A 20,096-nucleotide genomic window follows, 5' to 3' on the forward strand; every position below is an offset into this window, starting at 1 on the left:
GCCATGGCCGAGGGGCAGGACGACAGCGAAAAGACAGAAGAACCAACCCACCGAAGGCTCGAACAGGCGCACGAGAAGGGCGACGTCGCCAAGAGCCAGGAGGTGGTCGCCTTCTTCACCATGGCCGCGGTGACGGCGATCATCGCGCTCAGCGCCGGCCGGATCTCCTCGACGCTGTTCACGCCGCTCGGCGGCATCATCGAGCAGGCCGGCATCCTGTCGCTCGACGGCGGCGTGCTGCGCCGGCTCTGGCTGGAGATCGGCATCGACCTCATTCTCGCGCTCGGGCTGCCGCTGGCGATGATGGTGATCGCCGGTGCCGCCGGGCACATGGTGCAGCACCGGCCGGTGTTCTCGGCCGAGAGCCTGAAGCCGAAGTTCTCCAAGGTCTCGCCGCTCGCCGGCGTCAAGCGGCTGTTCTCGCCCGAAGCGCTGGTCAACTTCGCCAAGGGCCTGACCAAGCTCACCCTCGTCGCGTCGGTGATGCTCCTCGTGCTGTGGCCGCAGCGCCGCCTGCTCGACGGCATGGTGACGACGGACGTCGCCGCGATCCTCGGCATCACCCAGGCGCTGTCGGTGCAGATGCTGATCGCGGTGATGGCCGTGCTGGCGCTGATCGCCGGGCTCGACTTCCTGTGGCAGAAGCAGCGCTGGATGAAGCGGCAGCGGATGTCGCTGAAGGAGATCAAGGACGAGTTCAAGCAGCAGGAAGGCGATCCGCACATCAAGGCGAAGATCCGCCAGATCCGCATGGAGCGCTCGCGCCGCCGCATGATGGCCGCGGTGCCGAAGGCCTCGGTGATCATCACCAACCCGACGCACTACGCCGTCGCGCTGATGTACGAGGCCGGCATGCAGGCCCCCGTCTGCGTCGCCAAGGGTGTCGACGCCGTCGCGCTGAAGATCCGCGAGGTCGGCCGCGACAACGACGTGCCGATCGTCGAGAACCCCCCGCTCGCCCGTGCCCTCTACGCCGCCGTCGACCTCGACGCGACGATCCCGGAAGAGCACTACCGCGCGGTCGCCGAGGTGATCGGCTTCGTGATGTCGCTGAAGGGGAAGCGGCGGAACTAGGTGGGGCCGGGCTGGTTCGATCGTCGATGGCTGCCGAGACGGGGCACCGTGGTCGCCAGGCCGGTGAGCCGAATGCCGAAATCTGTCGAAACCCTTCTATCGAGACCGGTGGCGGCTTGCTGTAAAAGGCCGTTCAGTCAGTTTTCATCGAACCGCGGGCTCCGGCTGATTCGGGGCGGGCAACGCGGGCAGTGGGCCGGGGCGCGACAGGATGATCGACATGGGCGACAGCGACAGCGGGCAGGGCCCTGGGCCCGCCACCGAGCCGGCTGTCGTCGACCGGTCGGAGCGCACCGGCAACATCGGCATGCTGGTCGCGCTGGCGCTGGCGCTGGTGGCGGCGACGTCGGTGTTCGCGATCCTCGACCGCTCCAAGGCGGAGCCCTATGTGCTCGGCCTGCTCGGCCTGCTCGCGGTGGTGGGCGTGTTCTCGCTGTTCGCGGGGGCGATCGGCCTGATCCGCTTCGGCGCGCGCGTCGACGGGCAGGATCTGTCCCGCCGCTTCCTCGACACCATGGGCGACGGCGTCTGCATCACCGATCCCGACGGCCGGATCGTCTATGCCAACGGCGCCTATGCCGGGCTGATCCGCGCCGACACGCCGAGCGCGGTGCGCTCGGTGGAGCGGGTGTTCTCGGCCGATCCGGAATCCGCCGACGTGATCTTCCGCCTCGTGCAGGCGGCGCGCGCCGGGCGGGCGTCGCAGGAAGAGGTGCGCCGCGCCCATCCGCTCGGCCGCAGCGAAGGGCCGGCGCGCTGGTACCGCATCCGCGTGCGACCGCTGCCCGCGGCGGCGCGCGACCGGATCCTCACCGTCTGGCAGGTCGCCGACGTGACGCGCGACCGCGACGAGCAGGAGAACAGCTTCCAGCAGCTGCAGCGCGCGGTGAACTTCCTCGACCACGCCCCGGCCGGCTTCTTCTCCGCCGATGCGCTCGGCCGCCTCGTCTACATGAACGCGACGCTCGCCGACTGGCTCGGCTACGACCTCGCCGAGTTCGAGGCCGACGAGGTGCGCCTCGCCGACGTGGTGCAGGGCGACGGCGCGGCGCTGCTCGAAAGCGTGCACGGCGCGCCGGGCGAGGTGAAGACCGGCATCATCGACATCGACCTGATGAAGCGCAACGGCCAGAGCCTGCCGGTGCGCCTGATCCACCGCGTGCCCGTCGGCGCCGACGGCGGCATCGGCGACAGCCGCACGCTGGTGATCAACCGCTCGCCGGGCGAGGACGTGTCGGAATCGCTGCGCGCGGCCGAAGTGCGCTTCGCCCGCTTCTTCAACAACACGCCGATCGCGATTGCCGGCGTCGACAAGGAAGGCCGCATCGGGCGCACCAACGCGCCGTTCATGCGGCTCTTCGCCGACTTCGTGAAGAACGACCCGCGCTCGGGCCGCGGCCGCCTCGTCGACGTCGTCGCCGAGCGCGAGCGGCCCGCCCTCGCCGAAGCGCTCGCCGCCGCCGGCCAGGAGCAGGGCCAGATCCCGCCGATCGACGCCGCGCTGCCCGACGAGCGCGCCCGCTCGGCCCGCTTCTACATCTCCTCGGTGGAGGAGGGCGCCGGCGACGGCGAGGTCGCCGTCGTCTATGCGGTGGAGACCACCGAGCAGCGCGCGCTGGAGGCGCAGTTCGCGCAGGGCCAGAAGATGCAGGCGATCGGCCAGCTCGCCGGCGGCGTCGCGCACGACTTCAACAACGTGCTCACCGCCATCATCGGCTTCTCCGACCTCTTGCTCGCCAACCACCGGCCGACCGACCCGTCCTTCCAGGACATCATGAACATCAAGCAGAACGCCAACCGCGCCGCGGCGCTGGTGCGGCAACTGCTCGCCTTCTCGCGCCGCCAGACGCTGCGGCCGCAGGTCTTGGTGCTCTCCGACGTGCTCGCCGACCTTTCGATGCTGCTCGACCGGCTGCTCGGCGAGAAGGTCGGGCTCGACGTGGTGCACGGGCGCGACCTCTGGCCGATCATGGCCGACGTCAACCAGTTCGAGCAGGTGGTGATCAATCTCGCGGTCAACGCCCGCGACGCGATGCCCGAGGGCGGCCGGCTCTCGATCGTCACGCGCAACCTCGATGCCGACGAAGTCGAGGCCTTCGAGTATCAGGGCCTGCCGGCGGCGGACTACGTGCTGATCGACGTCGCCGACACCGGCACCGGCATGACCGCCGACGTGATGGAGAAGATCTTCGAGCCGTTCTTCTCGACCAAGGAGGTCGGCAAGGGCACTGGCCTCGGGCTCTCCACGGTCTACGGCATCGTCAAGCAGACGGGCGGCTACATCTATCCCGAGAGCGAGCTCGGCAAGGGCACCACCTTCCGCATCTTCCTGCCGCGCCACATTCCGGTGGCCGAGGAAGCGCCGAAGAAGGTGGTCGAGCCGACCCCGGCGCTCTCCGACCTCACCGGCACCGCGACGATCCTGCTGGTCGAGGACGAGGAGGCCGTGCGCGCCTTCGCCGCCCGGGCGCTCGCCTCGCGCGGCTACACCGTGCACGAGGCCGGCAGCGGCACCGAGGCGCTGGAGGTGATGGAGCGTACCGGCGGCAACATCGACCTCGTCGTCTCCGACGTGGTGATGCCGGAAATGGACGGGCCGTCGCTGCTGCGCGAGCTGCGCAAGACCCGCCCCGACCTCAAGATCATCTTCGTCTCCGGCTACGCCGAGGACGCCTTCAAGAAGAACCTGCCCGAAAACGAGAAATTCCACTTTCTCCCCAAGCCGTTCAGCCTGAAGCAGCTGGCGACGACGGTGAAGGAGACGCTCAGTAGCTGAGTGTTTACTAAGGGAGAACCCCCCATGCAAAGGCTAAGAAATCTTTTAGCTTTGTTGAGCTTGTTTTTGGTCATGGCGGTGCTTTACGCTGCAAATTTATTTTATGGTCTAAATCTATCTCAGTCCGAGCGCGGTATATTTGGCGATATGTTCGGCGCAGTAAATGCGCTGTTTTCCGGATTGGCTTGCGTAGGCATTGGTTATGCAATTTTTTTGCAGAGACAAGAAATAGGTTTGCTGCGGCTGGACGCCGACCGTTCCCGGGATTTAGTTGAAAAGCAAAACGTTCACATGGAAACTCAGTTCAAATCTATGTCTATAAGTAATAGGCAAGAAACATTTTTTAATTTAGTAAATTTACTTGAATCTATTAGATCAAATCTATCTAAAAATAATGATGATGAAGATTACTTAGACGATCAAGGGTCATTGTTTTCTAAATTGGACGCTGTGACTAAGCATATGTCTAAGGCTTACATTTTTGAGACACAAATTGATATGGCAAGGCGTGAGTCTAATGCGGAGAAAGCTGTAGAAAAATACATAGCTGGAGAAATTACGAGATTCACTCACGAGTATAATTCAATTATTAAGGCGCGGTATCGATTTCAGTTTGGAAAGTATTTCCGATTTTTGTTATATGTATTGAAGTATGTTGACGAGGAAACTGGAGATCATGCAAAATTATACGCGGGGATCGTTCGGTCAACGATGTCAGATCATGAGCTGCGAGTGCTGTTTTTTCATCTCGCAACCGATGTGAATGAACTCAAGGGTTATTTTGAAAAATACTCGCTGTTTAAGGATATTACCTTAGACACAGAGCTATCTATTCAGATAAAAAAACGACTGTATCAGTCTCAGGCCTTTCATTGAGATGATCCAAAATGTCAGAAGTCAATTAAATCTCTCTCCTTCTGATCCCGCCTTCGTGCAGGATCCCTACGCCGCCTATGCCGCGATCCGCAGCATTGCGCCGGTGTTCTTCTGGGAGGACTACGGCCACTGGTGCTGCCTCGACCATGACGACGTCGCCGCGCTGTTTCGCGACCGGCGCTTCGGCCGCGACGTGCTGCATGTCGCGACGCGGGCCGAGCTCGGCTGGCCGGAGATCCCGCCGCATCTGGCGCCGTTCTATGCCGTCGAGGCGCATTCGCTGCTGGAGCTCGAGCCGCCGGTGCACACGCGGCTGCGCGGCCTCGTCAACCGCGCCTTCGTCTCGCGCAGCGTCGAACAGCTGCGCCCGCGCATCGAAAAACTGGCGCACGAGCTGATCGACGGGTTCGAGGCGCGCGGCGAGGTGGAGCTGATCGCGGCGTTCGCGACGCCGATCCCGGTGGTGGTGATCGCCGAGCTGCTCGGCGTGCCGGTGGACGCCGCGCCCGACCTGCTCGACTGGTCGCACAAGATGGTGGCGATGTACCAGTTCGGGCGCAGCCGCGCCGACGAGGACGCCGCCGTCGCCGCGACCGAGGCTTTTGCGAGCTTCCTGCGCGACTACATCGCCGCGCGCCGCGGCCGGCCGGCGGACGACCTGATCAGCCACCTGATCGCCGCCGAGGCGGCCGGCGAGCGGCTTTCCACCGACGAACTCGTCTCGACGTGCATCCTGTTGCTCAACGCCGGCCACGAGGCGACCGTGCACGCGATCGGCAACGGCGTCGCGGCGCTGCTCGGGGCGGAGGGCATCGACCGGGCCGCGGCCTTCGCCTCGCCGGCGGCAACCGCGGCAACCGTCGAGGAACTGCTGCGCTTCGACCCGCCGCTGCACATGTTCACCCGCTACGCGCTCGAAGACCTCGACTGGCGCGGCATCCGCTTCAGGACGGGCGACAAGGTCGGCCTCGTCATCGGCGCCGCCGGCCGCGATCCGCGCCGCTTCGCCGACCCGGACCGGCTCGATCCCGCCCGCACCCCGGCCCAGCATGCCGCCTTCGGTGGCGGCATCCACTTCTGCCTCGGCGCTCCGCTCGCCCGGCTGGAGCTGCAGGTGGCGCTGCCGGTGCTGCTCGGCCGGCTGCCCGGGCTGCGGCTCGCCGCGCCGCCGCGCTATCGCGACAGCTACCACTTTCACGGGCTGGAGCGACTCGACCTCGCCTGGTGAGAGCAGGGGCGGACGCAGCCGAGTCGCCCGCGGGGAGGGCGCAAGGCCTTGTGCGAACGGGGCAAACCGCCATGAGAACGATGCCGGAACGCGCCCCGGAAAAACCTTTGCGCAGAACATGTTGACTTCGAAGGGCCGATATGGAACAAAGCATGTACGCAAGCCGAGTTTGAAACCCCGGTCGGCACGTGGAATAAGGAGCGGACGCCATGGCGCAGAATACGCTACGCCTCGTCGAGGGAAGTTCGATGGACAAGACCAAGGCGCTCGATGCGGCCCTTTCGCAGATCGAGCGCGCCTTCGGCAAAGGCTCGATCATGCGCCTCGGCGCCGGCCAGGTCGTCGAGGTCGAGTCGGTGTCCACCGGGTCGCTCGGGCTCGACATCGCGCTCGGCATCGGCGGTCTGCCGCGTGGCCGCATCGTCGAGATCTACGGGCCGGAATCCTCCGGCAAGACCACGCTCGCCCTGCACACGGTGGCCGAGGCGCAGAAGCGTGGCGGCATCTGTGCCTTCATCGACGCCGAGCACGCGCTCGACCCGATCTACGCCCGCAAGCTCGGCGTTAATCTCGACGACCTCTTGATCTCGCAGCCCGACGCCGGCGAGCAGGCGCTCGAGATCTGCGACACGCTGGTGCGCTCGGGTGCGGTCGACGTGCTGGTCATCGATTCGGTGGCGGCGCTGACGCCGCGGGCCGAGCTCGAAGGCGAGATGGGCGATTCGCTGCCCGGCCTGCAGGCCCGCCTGATGAGCCAGGCGCTGCGCAAGCTGACGGCGTCGATCTCCAAGTCGAAGACCATGGTGATCTTCATCAACCAGATCCGCATGAAGATCGGCGTGATGTTCGGCAGCCCGGAGACCACCACCGGCGGCAATGCGCTGAAGTTCTACGCCTCGGTCCGCCTCGACATCCGCCGCATCGGCGCGATCAAGGCGCGCGACGAGATCGTCGGCAACCAGACCCGCGTCAAGGTGGTGAAGAACAAGCTCGCGCCGCCGTTCCGCGAGATCGAGTTCGACATCATGTACGGCGAGGGCATCTCCAAGCTCGGCGAACTGGTCGATCTCGGCGTCAAGGCCGGCATCGTCGACAAGTCGGGCGCCTGGTTCTCCTACAACAGCCAGCGCCTCGGCCAGGGCCGCGAGAACGCCAAGGTCTTCCTCGGCGAGAACAAGGCCATTGCCGACGAGATCGAGCTCGCGATCCGGCAAAACGCCGGCGTCATCGCCAAGGACATCCTGCAGGGCGCGCCCGAGCCGGACGGCGACGCCGACTCGCCGGATTGATCAAGGCGGCGACCGGCGCGTGCAGCACCGGTCGCCGTCCCTCGCGGCCGGCGCGCCCGGGCGGCTCTCTCGCAGGGCCTCTGCGGAAGGTCGAGCGTCTCGCGCTTTCGTCATGATTTCCGGTGATTGTGGACACATTCCGCCCGCCCGTCTAAAACGCCGAGACGTGTGCTGCCGCGGCTGTCCGCCGCGGCTTTCTCGGTTTCATGGGTGATGTGACTGTCATGAGCGGCGTCAACGAGATCCGGTCGACCTTCCTCGACTTCTTTGCGCGCAACGGCCACGAGATGGTCGCGTCCGGGCCGCTCGTGCCGCGCAACGACCCGACGCTGATGTTCACCAGCGCCGGCATGGTGCCGTTCAAGAACGTCTTCACCGGGCTGGAAAAGCGCCCCTATGTGCGGGCGACGACGGCGCAGAAGTGCGTGCGCGCCGGCGGCAAGCACAACGACCTCGACAACGTTGGCTACACCTCCCGGCATCACACCTTCTTCGAGATGCTCGGCAACTTCTCGTTCGGCGACTATTTCAAGGAACGGGCGATCGAGCTCGCCTGGACGCTGGTGACGAAGGACTTCGCGCTGGCGAAGGACCGTCTGGTCGTCACGGTCTATGCCGAGGACGACGAGGCGCACCGGCTCTGGAAGAAGATCGCCGGCCTTTCCGACGACCGCATCATTCGCATCGCGACGTCCGACAATTTCTGGGCGATGGGCGACAGCGGCCCGTGCGGCCCGTGTTCGGAAATCTTCTTCGACCACGGCGACAAGATCTTCGGTGGCCCGCCGGGTTCGGCGGACGAGGACGGCGACCGCTTCGTCGAGATCTGGAACCTCGTCTTCATGCAGTACGACCAGGTCGACGGCGTGCGCGTGCCGCTGCCGCGGCCGTCGATCGACACCGGCATGGGCCTCGAGCGCGTCGCCGCCGTGCTGCAGGGCGTGCACAGCAACTACGAGATCGACCTGTTCCGGGCGCTGATCCGCGCCTCGGAGGAAGCGACTGGCGTCGGCTCGACGGCGGAGACGGCGGCGAGCCACCGCATCATCGCCGACCACCTGCGTGCGTCGAGCTTCCTGATCGCCGACGGCGTGCTGCCGTCGAACGAGGGCCGCGGCTATGTCGTGCGCCGCATCATGCGCCGCGCCATGCGCCACGCCCACCTGCTCGGCGCCAAGGATCCGCTGCTGCACCGCCTGGTTCCGGCGCTGGTGCGCGAGATGGGGCAGGCCTATCCGGAACTCGTCCGGGCGCAGTCGCTGATCACCGAGACGCTGCTGCTCGAGGAAACCCGCTTCCGCCGCACGCTGTCGCGCGGGCTGATCCTGCTCGACGAGGCGTCCGCCGATCTCACCTCCGGCGACCGGATCGACGGCGAGACGGTGTTCAAGCTCTACGACACCTACGGCTTCCCCTATGACCTCACCGAGGACGCGCTGCGCTCGCGTGGCATCGGCGTCGATCGCGACGGCTTCGAGACCGCGATGGCGCGCCAGCGCGCCGAGGCGCGGGCGAACTGGGCGGGCTCGGGCGAATCTGCCGCCGAAACGGTGTGGTTCGGCGTGCGCGACCGGGTCGGCGCCACTGACTTCCTCGGCTACAGCACGGAAACCGCGGCCGGCGCGGTGATGGCGATCGTCACCGACGGCGCGGAAGTGACGCGGCTCGAGACCGGCGCCGCCGGCATCCTCGTGCTCAACCAGACGCCGTTCTACGGCGAATCCGGCGGCCAGGTCGGCGACACCGGCGTGATCACCGGCCCAAACGGCCGCTTCCGCGTCACCGACACCCAGAAGAAGACCGACGGCGTCTTCGTCCACATCGGCACCGTCGAAGAGGGCACCATCGCGGTCGGCGACGGCGTCGACCTCGTCGTCGACGGCGATCGGCGCGGCCGCATCCGCGGCAACCATTCGGCAACGCACCTGCTGCATGAGGCGCTGCGTCAGGTGCTCGGCACCCACGTCGCGCAGAAGGGCTCGATGGTCTCGGCCGACCGGCTGCGCTTCGACTTCTCGCATACGAAGCCGGTCAGCGACGCCGAGCTGGAAGCCGCCGAGGAGATCGCCAACGCGATCGTGCTGCAGGACGCGCCGGTGACGACCCGGCTGATGGCCGTCGACGATGCCATCGCGTCGGGTGCGATGGCGCTGTTCGGCGAGAAATACGGCGACGAGGTTCGCGTCGTGGCGATGGGCACGGCAACCGAGGGCGACAAGGCGGGCAAGGCCTATTCGGTCGAGCTCTGCGGCGGCACCCATGTCGGCCGCACCGGCGAAATCGGCCTCGTGCGCGTGGTGCAGGAGGCGGCGGTCGCCGCCGGCGTGCGCCGCATCGAGGCGCTGACGGGCGCGGCCGCCCGGCGTCACCTCGCCGAGCAGGAGCGCCGGCTGAAGGACGTCGCCGGCGTGCTGAAGGTGCCGGTCGGCGAGGCGGCGGCGCGGGTGCAGAGCCTCGTCGACGAGCGCCGCAAGCTGGAGCGCGACCTCGTCGAGGCGCGCAAGAAGCTGGCGATGAGCGCGGGCGCCGGCGAGGCGCCGCGCGAGATCGCCGGCATGCAGTTCCTCGGCCGGATCGCCGAGGGCGTCGCGCCGAAGGACCTGAAGAACCTGGTCGAGACCGCGCGCAAGAAGCTCGCGTCCGGCGTCGTCGCGATGGTCGGCGTATCGGAAGACGGCAAGGCCGGCATCGTCGTCGGCATCACCGCGGATCTCGCCGGCAAGCTCGACGCGGTCGACCTCGTCCGCGTCGCCGCGGACGTGCTCGGCGGCAAGGGTGGTGGCGGCCGGCCGGATATCGCCCAGGCGGGCGGGCCGGACGGCGCCAAGGCGAACGATGCGCTGGAGGCGATCGCCGCCCGGCTCGGCGAACTCGCCGCGGCCTGAGGGTTCGCCCGCCCGGCAGCGGCGCGGCCGGCCTTCGCGCCGGCCGGTCGCCGTGGTCGCGGCTCAGGCCGCGACGTCGGGCCGGGCCGTGGCGGCCCGGCGCGGGACGGCAACGCGCCGCGGCCGCAAGGTGGCGATGTAATAGCTGCGCTGGCCGTCGCGCCACTGCGCGTGGCGCGTGGTGCCGTCAAGACCCAGCATTTCGGCAAATCCGGCGACGATCAGGCGTGGCACGCTGGCGACCAGCGCGGCGCGCCGGGGCTCGTCGGCGAGGAAGGCCGCACGGGCGCGCTCGGTCATGTCGGTGAAGTCGGTGATGGTGAGCCCGCAGGCGCGCGCGCGTCGCACCAGCTTGGCGCGGGCGTGGTGGATCGGGCCGGAGTGGAACTCGGCGAGCACGAGGCATCCGTCGTGGCAGAGGAGGCGCGCGGCCTCGCGCGTCGCCGCGATCACGTCCTCGCAGCACATCAGCCCCTCGACGGAGACGACATAGTCGCAGCTCGCCGCCGGCTGCGGCAGCTGTTCGGCGCCGGCGCGGCGCATGTCCAGCCCGCGGGCGCGGGCGTGGCGCACGGCGGACCAGGAGCGTTCGAAGCCGATGCAGCGCCAGTCGGCGCGCCCGGCGAGTTGGCCGAGCCCGCCGCCGCGGCCGGCAGCGATTTCCACCATCACGTCGCCGGGCCGCACCGGCCGCTCAGCGTCGGCGGCGCGAAACACTTCGGCGTAGGTCTGGAGCTGGAACGCTTCGCGCGTGCCGGCAGGTTGCGCCAGGATCTCCGGATCGGCGGGCGAGATGCCGACGTTGAACGTCGTCAGTTCGCGCCAGATCGGGATGGCGTAGATCATTTCATAGCGGACGAGATTGACGAGGCGCAGAAGGCGCGGGAAACGGCGCAGGACCTTGGACACGGACCACCATGACGACGGCGCAGAGCGTCCGTGGCCGCGATGCCCCCCACCGCGCCCTTCGGGCCCCCGCCGCCGATATGTATGATGTCTGCGATCCGACGCGGGTATCCGTAGAACTCCGAGGGTGGCCAGAAGGACATGCGAGGCGTTCTGGCCGGAACCCGATCGGTGGCTCGCGATCGGCGATCATGGTGCCGCCAAACAGAAAGCGGCGGGATTGCTCCCGCCGCTCGTGTGATCGTCCGGACGGTCGCGGGGCGAGCCGTTAATTCCAGCTGCCCATCTCGGTGTCGAGGTTGGCGGCAATCTTGTCGAGGAAGCCGGAGGTCGAGAGCCAACCCTGCTCGGCGCCGACGAGCAGCGCCAGATCCTTGGTCATGTGACCGGCCTCGACGGTGTCGACGCAGACCTTCTCAAGGGTCGCGGCGAAGCGGGCGAGCTCGGCGTTGTCGTCGAGCTTGGCGCGGTGCGACAGGCCGCGGGTCCAGGCGAAGATCGAGGCGATCGAGTTGGTCGACGTCTCCTTGCCCTGCTGGTGCAGGCGGTAGTGACGCGTCACCGTGCCATGCGCCGCCTCGGCCTCGACGGTCTTGCCGTCGGGCGTCATCAGCACCGAGGTCATCAGGCCGAGCGAGCCGAAGCCCTGCGCGACGATGTCCGACTGCACGTCGCCGTCGTAGTTCTTGCAGGCCCAGACGTAGCCGCCCGACCACTTCAGCGCCGAGGCGACCATGTCGTCGATCAGGCGGTGCTCGTAGGTCAGCTTGCGCTTGGTGAACTCGTCCTTGAACTCGGCCTCGTAGACCTCCTGGAAGATGTCCTTGAAGCGACCGTCATAGGCTTTCAGGATGGTGTTCTTGGTCGAGAGGTAGACCGGATAGTTGCGCATCAGGCCATAGTTCAGCGAGGCGCGCGCGAATTCCTTGATCGACTCGTCGAGGTTGTACATCGCCATGGCGACGCCGGCGTCGGGGAAGTCGTAGACGTCGTGCTCGATGGTGGTGCCGTCCTCGCCGACGAACTTGATCGAGAGCTTGCCCTTGCCCGGCACCTTGAAGTCGGTGGCGCGGTACTGGTCGCCGAAGGCGTGGCGACCGACGATGATCGGCTTGGTCCAGCCCGGCACGAGGCGCGGCACGTTCTTGCAGATGATCGGCTCGCGGAAGATGACGCCGCCGAGGATGTTGCGGATGGTGCCGTTCGGCGACTTCCACATCTTCTTCAGCTTGAATTCCTCGACGCGGGCCTCGTCGGGGGTGATGGTGGCGCACTTGACGCCGACGCCGGTGCGCTTGATCGCGTTGGCGCTGTCGATCGTGACCTGATCGTTGGTCGCATCGCGGTTCTCGACGCTGAGGTCGTAGTACTCGAGGTCGACGTCGAGATAGGGGTGGATCAGCTTGTCCTTGATCGTCTGCCAGATGATCCGGGTCATTTCGTCGCCGTCGAGCTCGACGACGGGGTTGGCCACCTTGATCTTCGTCATGAATCGGACCTCGTTCAACGCGCGGACATTCGCTCTGCGGGGTGGCGCCGCGCGCCGCGGCGAGGCGGCGCAACGATGCCGGTGGGAGTTACGCTAACGTAAACGTCACTCGGAAATGGTCTAGCTTCGAGCGCTTCATAACATCGCGGGCCGGATCCGGAAATCATTCTTTTCGCGGCTTTCGGGGTTTTCTGCGGCGACGGTTTGAGTGTTATAGCGATGCGGTTCCGGGCGGCCGGCGGACCTTTGCGGGGGCCGATCGGTGGCCGGGGACAGCGAGATCCAAGGCAGGACGGCAGGGCGATGGACGAGGCGGACGGCGAGGCGGCGAACACGCCGGCAGGAACGGAGACGGGCGGTGCGGCGAGCGGCGACCTGCGCCCCGTGGTCGTTCTGGTGCAGCCGCAACTCGGCGAGAACATCGGCGCCGCGGCGCGGGCGATGGCGAACTTCGGCCTCGCGCATCTCAGGCTGGTGGCCCCGCGTGACGGCTGGCCGAACGAGCGGGCGCGCGCGTCCGCCTCCGGCGCCGACCACATCATCGACGCGGTCGAGGTGTTCGACGACCTCGCCAGCGCGACCGCCGATCTCGCCTTCCTCTATGCGACCACCGCGCGCGACCGCGACCTGTCGAAGCCGGTCTGCGGGCCGGTCGAGGCCGCGGCGACGATGCATCGCTTCGCGCGCCAGGGGGCGCGCACCGGCGTGCTGTTCGGGCGCGAGCGCTGGGGGCTGGAGAACGAAGAGATCTCGCTCTCAGACGAGATCCTGACGTTGCCGGTCGATCCGACCTTCGCGTCGCTGAACATCGCGCAGGCGGTGCTGGTGATCGCCTATGAGTGGCGCCGCACCGGCCTTGCCGAGGTCGACGGCGGCCTGCCGTTCACGATGCCCGAGCGGGCGCCGCCGGCGACGAAAGAGGCGCTCTACGGCTTCTTCGAGCATCTCGAAGCCGCGCTCGACGAGGCGGGCTTCTTCCGCCCGGCGGAAAAGCGGCCGACGATGGTGCGCAATCTCCGGGCGATCTTCCAGCGCGCGCAGCTCAACGCGCAGGAGGTGCGCACCATGCGCGGCGTCGTCGCCGGGCTCGAGCGCCGCCATCTCCGGCCGCGCCGCGACGGCTCGGCGGTGACGCGCGGGCCGGCGACGCTGCCGCCGGACGAGGACGATCCGGAATCGTCGGTCTGAAGCACGCGCCGGCGGCGCGGATCGGGGAGGGGCGAGGCCCGTGCAACTGCTCGTGTTCGATTCCGGCCTCGGCGGGCTCTCCGTGGTGGCGGAAATCCGGCGGCAACTGCCGTCCGCCGCGATCGCCTATCTCGCCGATACGGCGGTGTTTCCCTATGGCGACCTCGGCGAGGAGGCGCTGGTCGCGCGCGTCGCCGGGCTGATGGAGATCGCGGTGCCGCGCTTCCAGCCGGATGCCGTGGTGATCGCCTGCAATACCGCCTCGACGCTGGTGCTGCCCAGCTTGCGCTCACGCTTTTCCATGCCGATCGTCGGCACGGTGCCGGCGATCAAGCCGGCGGCCGAGCAGAGCCGGTCGCGCCGGGTTTCCGTGCTGGCGACGCCGGGGACGGTGGCGCGCGACTATACCCGCGACCTGATCCGCACCCACGGCGGCGACTGCCGCTTCACTCTGGTCGGCTCGCGCCGGCTGGCCGGGCTCGCCGAGCGCGAACTCGCCGGCGAGCGGATCGAGGACGCGGACTACGCCGCCGAGATCCTGCCGTGCTTCGTCGCCGATCGCGACGCGGGGGAGGGGGAGGTGCGCACCGACATCGTCGTCCTCGCCTGCACGCATTTCCCGCTGGTGCTGGGCCGGCTGGCGGCGCTGGCGCCGTGGCCGGTCGCCTGGATCGACCCGGCGCCGGCGATCGCCCGCCGCGTCGTGGCGGTGACGGCCGACATCGCGGCGCGCGCGGCGGGGCAGGCGATGGAAGGTTTCTTCAGCACCGGCCGCCTGCCGCCGCCGGCGCTGGCGGAGCGGTTCGGCTTCCGCAGCGCTGCGGCGTTCCTGCCCGAGGCGACGGGCGACGACTGACGCCTCAGCGGCCCGCCGGGAAGCGCGGGGCGGGGCGGACGGCGATGGCGTCGATCGAGAGCTTGGCCGCGCGCTTGGCGTCGGCGATGCGGCGGGAGATGGCGACGACGTCGTCGATCACCTCGTCATGGCCGATCTCGACGACGGCCGCCGAGCAGGTCATCAGCGGGAAGATCTGGGCGTTGCCCTCGCGGTCGGTGCCCTCGAGATAGCCGCGGCGGTGATCCTCCGGCGCATAGAAGCTCACCACCTCGGCGCGGAAATCGCTGGTGACGGCACGAGCCTTGCGCTCGACCTCGTCCAGCGTCACGCCGCGCACGCCGGCGAAGAAGTCGTCGCCGCCGACATGGCCGAGGAAGGCGCCTTCGCTGAAGTGGCGGCGCAGGATGTCGGCGAAGAGGATGATGACGCGGTCGCCCTGGCGAAAGCCGTAGTGATCGTTAAATGGTTTGAAGTGGTTGAAATCGAAGTAGCAGAACAGCCGGTTGGCGCCGGTCGCCTCGGCGGCGTCGACGAGGTGGTTGTTGATCGAGAGGTTGCCCGGCATCGTGGTGAGCGGGTTCTGGTCCTGCGCCACCTGCAGCCGCTTCTCGTTGACGAGCTTCAGGAGCGCCGCCGACGACAGCATGCCGACATAGACGCCCTGCTCGGTGAGCACGATGCCGTCGGCGTCGCTCCAGTGCGCATAGACCTCGAGCACCTTCTCGACCGGCATGCGGATGTCCGCCGTCGGGCAGCGCGTGACGAAATCGGCGATGCGGTAGCCGAGCGAATCGTTCTGCAGGATGTCGCGCCCGACCGGGTTGAACACGAAGGCGCGAAAGTTGCGCTCGTGCAGCAGGCCCACCGGCACGTCGGCGCTGTCGACGACGGGGAAATAGGCGCGGTCCGGCACGCTGCGGAAGCGGTCGAACACGGCGCTGATCGCCTGATCGGTGCGGATCGGCGCGACGACGTCGATCTCGCTGCGGATCAGCGGCTCGTCGCTGTTGCGGGTGCGGCGGTTGCGGGTGCTCGTCGCCAGCACATGGCGGAACACGTCGGAGGTCGCCTCGGGCGCGGGCATCGGGCGGGCGATGTAGTAGCCCTGGGCGAGGTCGCAGCCGATCTCGCGGCAGGCGACGTGTTCCTCGGCGGTCTCGACGCCCTCGGCGATCACCTTGGCGCCGACGGCGTGGGCGAGGTTGACGACGGTGGCGAGGAACAGGCGTTTGCGGTTGGAGCGGCCGATGTCGGCGACGAAGAAGCGATCGACCTTCACATATTCGGGCTGCAGCGCGTAGAGCAGCGCGAGTTCGGCGCAGCCGTGCCCGAAATGGTCGAGCGCGAGGCGGACCTGGCTGGCGCGCAGGGCGGCGATCAGCATCGGCGCATTGCTGCCGAGCGCGCCGCGCTTGCGGCCGAGCACCTCGATGCAGAGCGAGGACGCCTGCAGGTCGCGCCGGCGGGCGGCCTCGACGAACTCGCGCGGGCGGAAGGCCGGATCCTCGAGCGTGCGCTCGTCGATGTTGAGGAAGAGCCGCGCATCACGGCCGGGCAGCGATCCGAGCTTCGCCATCGCCGCATCGGCGAGATGAAGTTCGGTCTCGGCGAGGCGCCCCTCGGCGTCGATGCGGTCGAAGAACGAGCCGATGTGCTCGCAGCCCGCGTGTTCGACGCCGCGCAGCAGCGCTTCATAGGCGTGGACGACCCCGGTGTGGATGTCGACGATCGGCTGAAACGCATGTGACAGGCCCTCGAGGCTCATCGCCTCGGCGTAGGGCGAGCCGACCGGGGCGGCCACTGCGCGCGAATAGGCTGCGCCGATCGCCTGCAATGGCTGCGTCATGAGAGCTCCCGGCAAAGCGTTATGAAAAATGAGTACCTGCGGTCCGGACGTTGCCGGTGGTCTTGTGGCCGCCTATGCGGCCCTTGCCAATTGGACACATTTCTATCGGTACACCCGTTATGACAAACTGAACGACATCGCTCGAATTTAAGTGATCTCGGCTATTGTCCGTACTTCTCCGGATGCTCGGATCCGGGTCCGGCAGGGCCTGGCGGCAAGGCAGCGGCGCTGCGGGTTTGACATTCGCGGGCGTTGCGACTAGAAGCCGGCCATCGCGCGGGCCCGATGACGGCCCGCGTGTTTGTTCACGCACCCGTGGGTTCCGGTCGCAGCGCGCGTCCGGCCCTGTCGGCCCCACGTTCACAGTGGGGCAGAGGAGGGCGTGTGTCCCTCAACCCGTTCCCTTGAGGATACGCGATGTCCAAGCGCCATAGCGCCAAGTACAAGATCGACCGCCGTCTTGGCGAAAACATCTGGGGTCGTCCGAAGAGCCCGGTCAACAAGCGCGAATACGGCCCCGGCCAGCATGGCCAGCGCCGCAAGAGCAAGCTTTCGGACTTCGGCCAGCAGCTGCGCGCGAAGCAGAAGCTGAAGGGTCACTACGGTGACATCTCCGAGAAGCAGTTCTACAAGATCTACCAGGAAGCCTCGCGCATGCGCGGCGACACCTCGGAGCAGCTCATCGGCCTGCTCGAGAGCCGCCTCGACGCGATCGTCTACCGCGCCAAGTTCGTGCCGACGATCTTCGCCGCCCGCCAGTTCGTCAATCACGGTCACGTGAACGTCAACGGCAAGCGCGTCAACATCGGCAGCTACCGCTGCAAGGCCGGCGACGTGATCGAGGTGCGCGAGAAGTCGAAGCAGCTCGCGATCGTGCTGGAATCGGCCGATCTCGCCGAGCGCGACATTCCAGACTTCCTCGACGTCGATACGTCGAAGGCCGTGGCCAAGTTCGTTCGCGTTCCGGCGCTGGGCGACGTGCCCTACGCCGTGCAGATGGAACCGAACCTCGTCATCGAGTTCTACTCGCGCTGACGCCTGCCGTTCCCGGCAATCGATCGAAGGGCCGCCCCACCGGGGCGGCCCTTTTTGCATGTGCGAACCGGCGTCGCCAAAGGAGAATGCCGGCGCCGTGCCTGTTCCATGATCAGGCGGCGTGCGTTGTATAATCCGGGATGTTTTGCTGATCAAAAGCTAGGCAGCAGCCTAGCTTTGCAGCAAACTTAATATATGGCCGACACTCCACAATAAACCGGGTGTTAAGAGCGGTCGCGAATACTCGTCTTATCAAGCCAGAAGGCGGGCGAAGACGTGACCGACGAAAAGCAAATCGCATGTAGTGGCGACATTCCGCAGCGATCGGCCCGGCGCGCGCGCGGGCGTCCCATGCTGCGGCGCGGCCGGCAACGCACCGGCACGCTCGATGCGGCGCTGCGGCTGGCGGCCGCCGAGCAGGAGGCGCAGCGGGCGCGCGACCAGCTGCGCGCCGCGATCGAGGCGATGCCCGAGGGCGTCGTGTTCCTCGACGAGGACGGCCGCTACATCCTGTGGAACCGGCAATATGCCGAGATCTATGCCGGCAGCGCCGATCTCTTCAAGGTCGGCGAACTGCTGGAGGATCAGCTGCGCATCGGCGTCGCGCGCGGCCAATACCCGGAGGCCGTCGGCCGCGAGGAAGAGTGGCTGGCGCGGCGACTGGCGCTGCTCGCCAACCCGGGCGGCCGGCATGAGCAACTGCTCGCCGACGGCCGCTGGATCATGATCGAGGAACGCCGCACCGACGACGGCGGCACGATCGGCATCCGCGTCGACATCACCGAGATGAAGCAGCGCGAGGCGTCGTTCCGGCTGCTGTTCGACGAGAACCCGCTGCCGATGTGCCTCGTCGATCCCGAGTCGCTGATGGTGCGCCGGGCGAACACGGCCGCCTGCCAGCACTACGGCCACGACGACGCCGCGTTCCGGACGCTGTCGCTGCTCGACCTGCACCATCCCGAATCGCGCTGGGACCTCTTCCGCGACGCCTGGGGCACGATTGCCGCCGACAAGGACCGCACCTGGCGGCAGTTGCGCGCCGACGGCAGCACGATCGAGGTCACGGCGTTTGCCCGCCAGCTGACCTATGAGGGCGCGCCGGTGGTGCTGACGGCCTTCGTCGACGTCACGGAGCGCCGCCGCTCGGAAGAGCGGATGACGCACATGGCACGGCACGATCCGCTGACCGGGCTGCCGAACCGCCTCGCCTATGGCGAGTTCATCGTCGAGGCGGTGTCGCGGGCGCGGATCGCCGGTCAGCACCTCTCGGTGCTGCTGATCGACCTCGACAACTTCAAGACCGTCAACGACACGCTCGGCCATTCCGTCGGCGACGAGCTGCTGCAGCAGGTGGCGAGCCGCCTGCGCGAATGCCTCGGCGACGACTGTTTCGTGGCGCGGCTCGGCGGCGACGAGTTCGCCGTGCTGGTGCCGGTGGCGCCGGGCAGCGTCGCCGACGAGCAGATCGCGGCCCGGCTGATCGCCAATCTCAGCACCACGGCGATCGTCGGCGGGCATCAGGTCGCGGCCGGTGCCAGCATCGGCATCGCGCGCATGCCGGCCGACATGGATGTCGCCGAACAGTTCCTGAAGAACGCCGACCTCGCGCTCTACCGGGCGAAGGCGGCGGGGCGGGGCACGTTCCGCCACTTCGAGCCGGGCATGGACGAGCAGCTGCAGCGACGGCGGCACCTCGAGATGGACCTGCGGCAGGCGCTGGTGCGCGGCGAGCTGTCGCTGCACTACCAGCCGCTGGTCAACCTGCAGAGCGGCCGCACGTCGGGCTACGAGGCGCTGCTGCGCTGGACGCACCCCGAGCGGGGCTCGGTGCCGCCGGCCGACTTCATCGCGCTGGCCGAAGAGACCGGCCTCATCGGCGACATCGGCCGCTTCGTGCTGGAGCGAGCGTGTGCGGACGCCGCCGCCTGGCCGGAGGACACCAAGGTGGCGGTCAACCTGTCGCCGGCGCAGTTCCGCAACGGCGGCATCCTCGCCACCGTGATGCGCGCGCTGGAGCGCACCGGCCTTCAGCCATCCCGGCTCGAGCTCGAGATCACCGAGTCGCTGCTGATGGAAAAGAGCGAATCGGCTCTGGCGACGCTGCGCGCGCTCAGGGCGCTCGGCGTCGGCATTTCGATGGACGACTTCGGCACCGGCTATTCGTCGCTGAGCTACCTGCGCAGCTTCCCGTTCACGAAGATCAAGATCGACAAGTCGTTCATCCGCGACTTGCACACGAGCCCGGACTCGCAGGCGATCGTCAGCGCCATCGTCAGCCTCGGGCGCAGCCTGAAGATGACGGTGATCGCGGAGGGGATTGAGGATCCCGCCGACCTCGCGCTGCTGCTCGCCGAAGGCTGCGTCGAAGGGCAGGGCTACCTCTTCAGCGTGCCGCTGCCGCTCGACCAGCTCGCCCCGCACGAGGGTGACGCCGCCGACGCGGAAGACGCCGCAGCCTGATGCAGCCGTGCGTCGAGAGGGGCCTGGCACCGGCGCGCCCGCCCGTCGCCGACCGAGGGTTAACGAGAGCTGAAGTCCACTTCCGACGTAGTGCACGTTGAACGCGGCATTTGCTAACCGCGCCTTTTAACGGGCTGGTCGGACTCGTTTGCTAGTCTGCTCCCTAGACGAACGGCGCCGTTCTGATTGACGGCGGGGAGCGGAAG

General features: G+C 67.6%; 13 protein-coding genes. 10 read left to right on the forward strand and 3 right to left on the reverse strand.

Annotated elements, in window-relative coordinates:
* Positions 1-3 precede the first annotated feature (3 nt).
* The 6 genes from flhB to alaS all read left to right on the forward strand — a co-directional run bounded on the left by flhB (position 4) and on the right by alaS (position 10,128).
* Positions 4-1,074 carry a flagellar biosynthesis protein FlhB gene (flhB, locus tag I5731_RS03530; RefSeq protein WP_197309978.1) on the forward strand — a complete coding sequence of 357 codons (1,071 nt, stop codon included), beginning with the start codon at positions 4-6 and terminating at the stop codon, positions 1,072-1,074.
* Positions 1,075-1,294: 220 nt separating this feature from the next.
* Positions 1,295-3,850, forward strand: coding sequence for a cell cycle histidine kinase CckA (gene cckA / locus I5731_RS03535; protein ID WP_197309979.1), 2,556 nt, complete (start codon positions 1,295-1,297; stop codon positions 3,848-3,850).
* A gap of 24 nt (positions 3,851-3,874) precedes the next feature.
* Positions 3,875-4,726 (forward strand): putative phage abortive infection protein, encoded by an 852-nt coding sequence (locus I5731_RS03540; protein ID WP_197309980.1) that lies wholly within the window; start codon positions 3,875-3,877, stop codon positions 4,724-4,726.
* Entirely contained in the window at positions 4,704-5,954 is a 1,251-nt protein-coding gene (locus I5731_RS03545) for a cytochrome P450 (RefSeq protein WP_407941816.1), read from the forward strand. The genes I5731_RS03540 and I5731_RS03545 overlap by 23 nt, the downstream gene beginning before the upstream one ends.
* A 209-nt stretch (positions 5,955-6,163) precedes the next feature.
* Positions 6,164-7,243, forward strand: a complete 1,080-nt coding sequence (recA, locus tag I5731_RS03550) for a recombinase RecA (protein WP_197309982.1) — start codon at positions 6,164-6,166, stop codon at positions 7,241-7,243.
* A gap of 224 nt (positions 7,244-7,467) precedes the next feature.
* Entirely contained in the window at positions 7,468-10,128 is a 2,661-nt protein-coding gene (gene alaS / locus I5731_RS03555) for an alanine--tRNA ligase (RefSeq protein WP_197309983.1), read from the forward strand.
* A 63-nt stretch (positions 10,129-10,191) separates the two neighbouring features.
* Here alaS and I5731_RS03560 read toward each other — a convergent pair whose 3' ends face one another.
* Positions 10,192-11,037 (reverse strand): class I SAM-dependent methyltransferase, encoded by an 846-nt coding sequence (locus I5731_RS03560; RefSeq protein ID WP_197309984.1) that lies wholly within the window; start codon positions 11,035-11,037, stop codon positions 10,192-10,194.
* 265 nt (positions 11,038-11,302) lie between these two features.
* A complete protein-coding gene (locus tag I5731_RS03565; RefSeq protein ID WP_197309985.1) occupies positions 11,303-12,523 on the reverse strand; it encodes an NADP-dependent isocitrate dehydrogenase in 1,221 nt (406 codons plus the stop codon).
* A 303-nt stretch (positions 12,524-12,826) separates the two neighbouring features.
* Here I5731_RS03565 and I5731_RS03570 point away from each other — a divergent pair, with 303 nt between their 5' ends.
* Together I5731_RS03570 and murI are read left to right on the forward strand one after the other, a co-directional pair.
* Entirely contained in the window at positions 12,827-13,711 is an 885-nt protein-coding gene (locus tag I5731_RS03570) for an RNA methyltransferase (RefSeq protein WP_197309986.1), read from the forward strand.
* A gap of 40 nt (positions 13,712-13,751) precedes the next feature.
* Complete coding sequence (murI, locus tag I5731_RS03575; RefSeq protein WP_328838078.1) at positions 13,752-14,567, forward strand: glutamate racemase; 816 nt, start codon at positions 13,752-13,754, stop codon at positions 14,565-14,567.
* A gap of 4 nt (positions 14,568-14,571) precedes the next feature.
* Here murI and I5731_RS03580 read toward each other — a convergent pair whose 3' ends face one another.
* Positions 14,572-16,395, reverse strand: a complete 1,824-nt coding sequence (locus tag I5731_RS03580; RefSeq protein WP_197309987.1) for a GGDEF domain-containing protein — start codon at positions 16,393-16,395, stop codon at positions 14,572-14,574.
* A 417-nt stretch (positions 16,396-16,812) separates the two neighbouring features.
* Between I5731_RS03580 and rpsD the strand changes: the two genes are divergently transcribed.
* Together rpsD and I5731_RS03590 are read left to right on the forward strand one after the other, a co-directional pair.
* Complete coding sequence (rpsD, locus tag I5731_RS03585) at positions 16,813-17,430, forward strand: 30S ribosomal protein S4 (RefSeq protein WP_197309988.1); 618 nt, start codon at positions 16,813-16,815, stop codon at positions 17,428-17,430.
* Between the two features lie 351 nt (positions 17,431-17,781).
* The gene (locus I5731_RS03590; protein ID WP_197309989.1) at positions 17,782-19,890 is read left to right on the forward strand and encodes a putative bifunctional diguanylate cyclase/phosphodiesterase; all 2,109 of its coding nucleotides are present in this window, start codon (positions 17,782-17,784) and stop codon (positions 19,888-19,890) included.
* Positions 19,891-20,096 lie beyond the last annotated feature (206 nt).

Source organism: Methylobrevis albus (genome assembly GCF_015904235.1).
Lineage (GTDB): Bacteria > Pseudomonadota > Alphaproteobacteria > Rhizobiales > Pleomorphomonadaceae > Methylobrevis_A > Methylobrevis_A albus.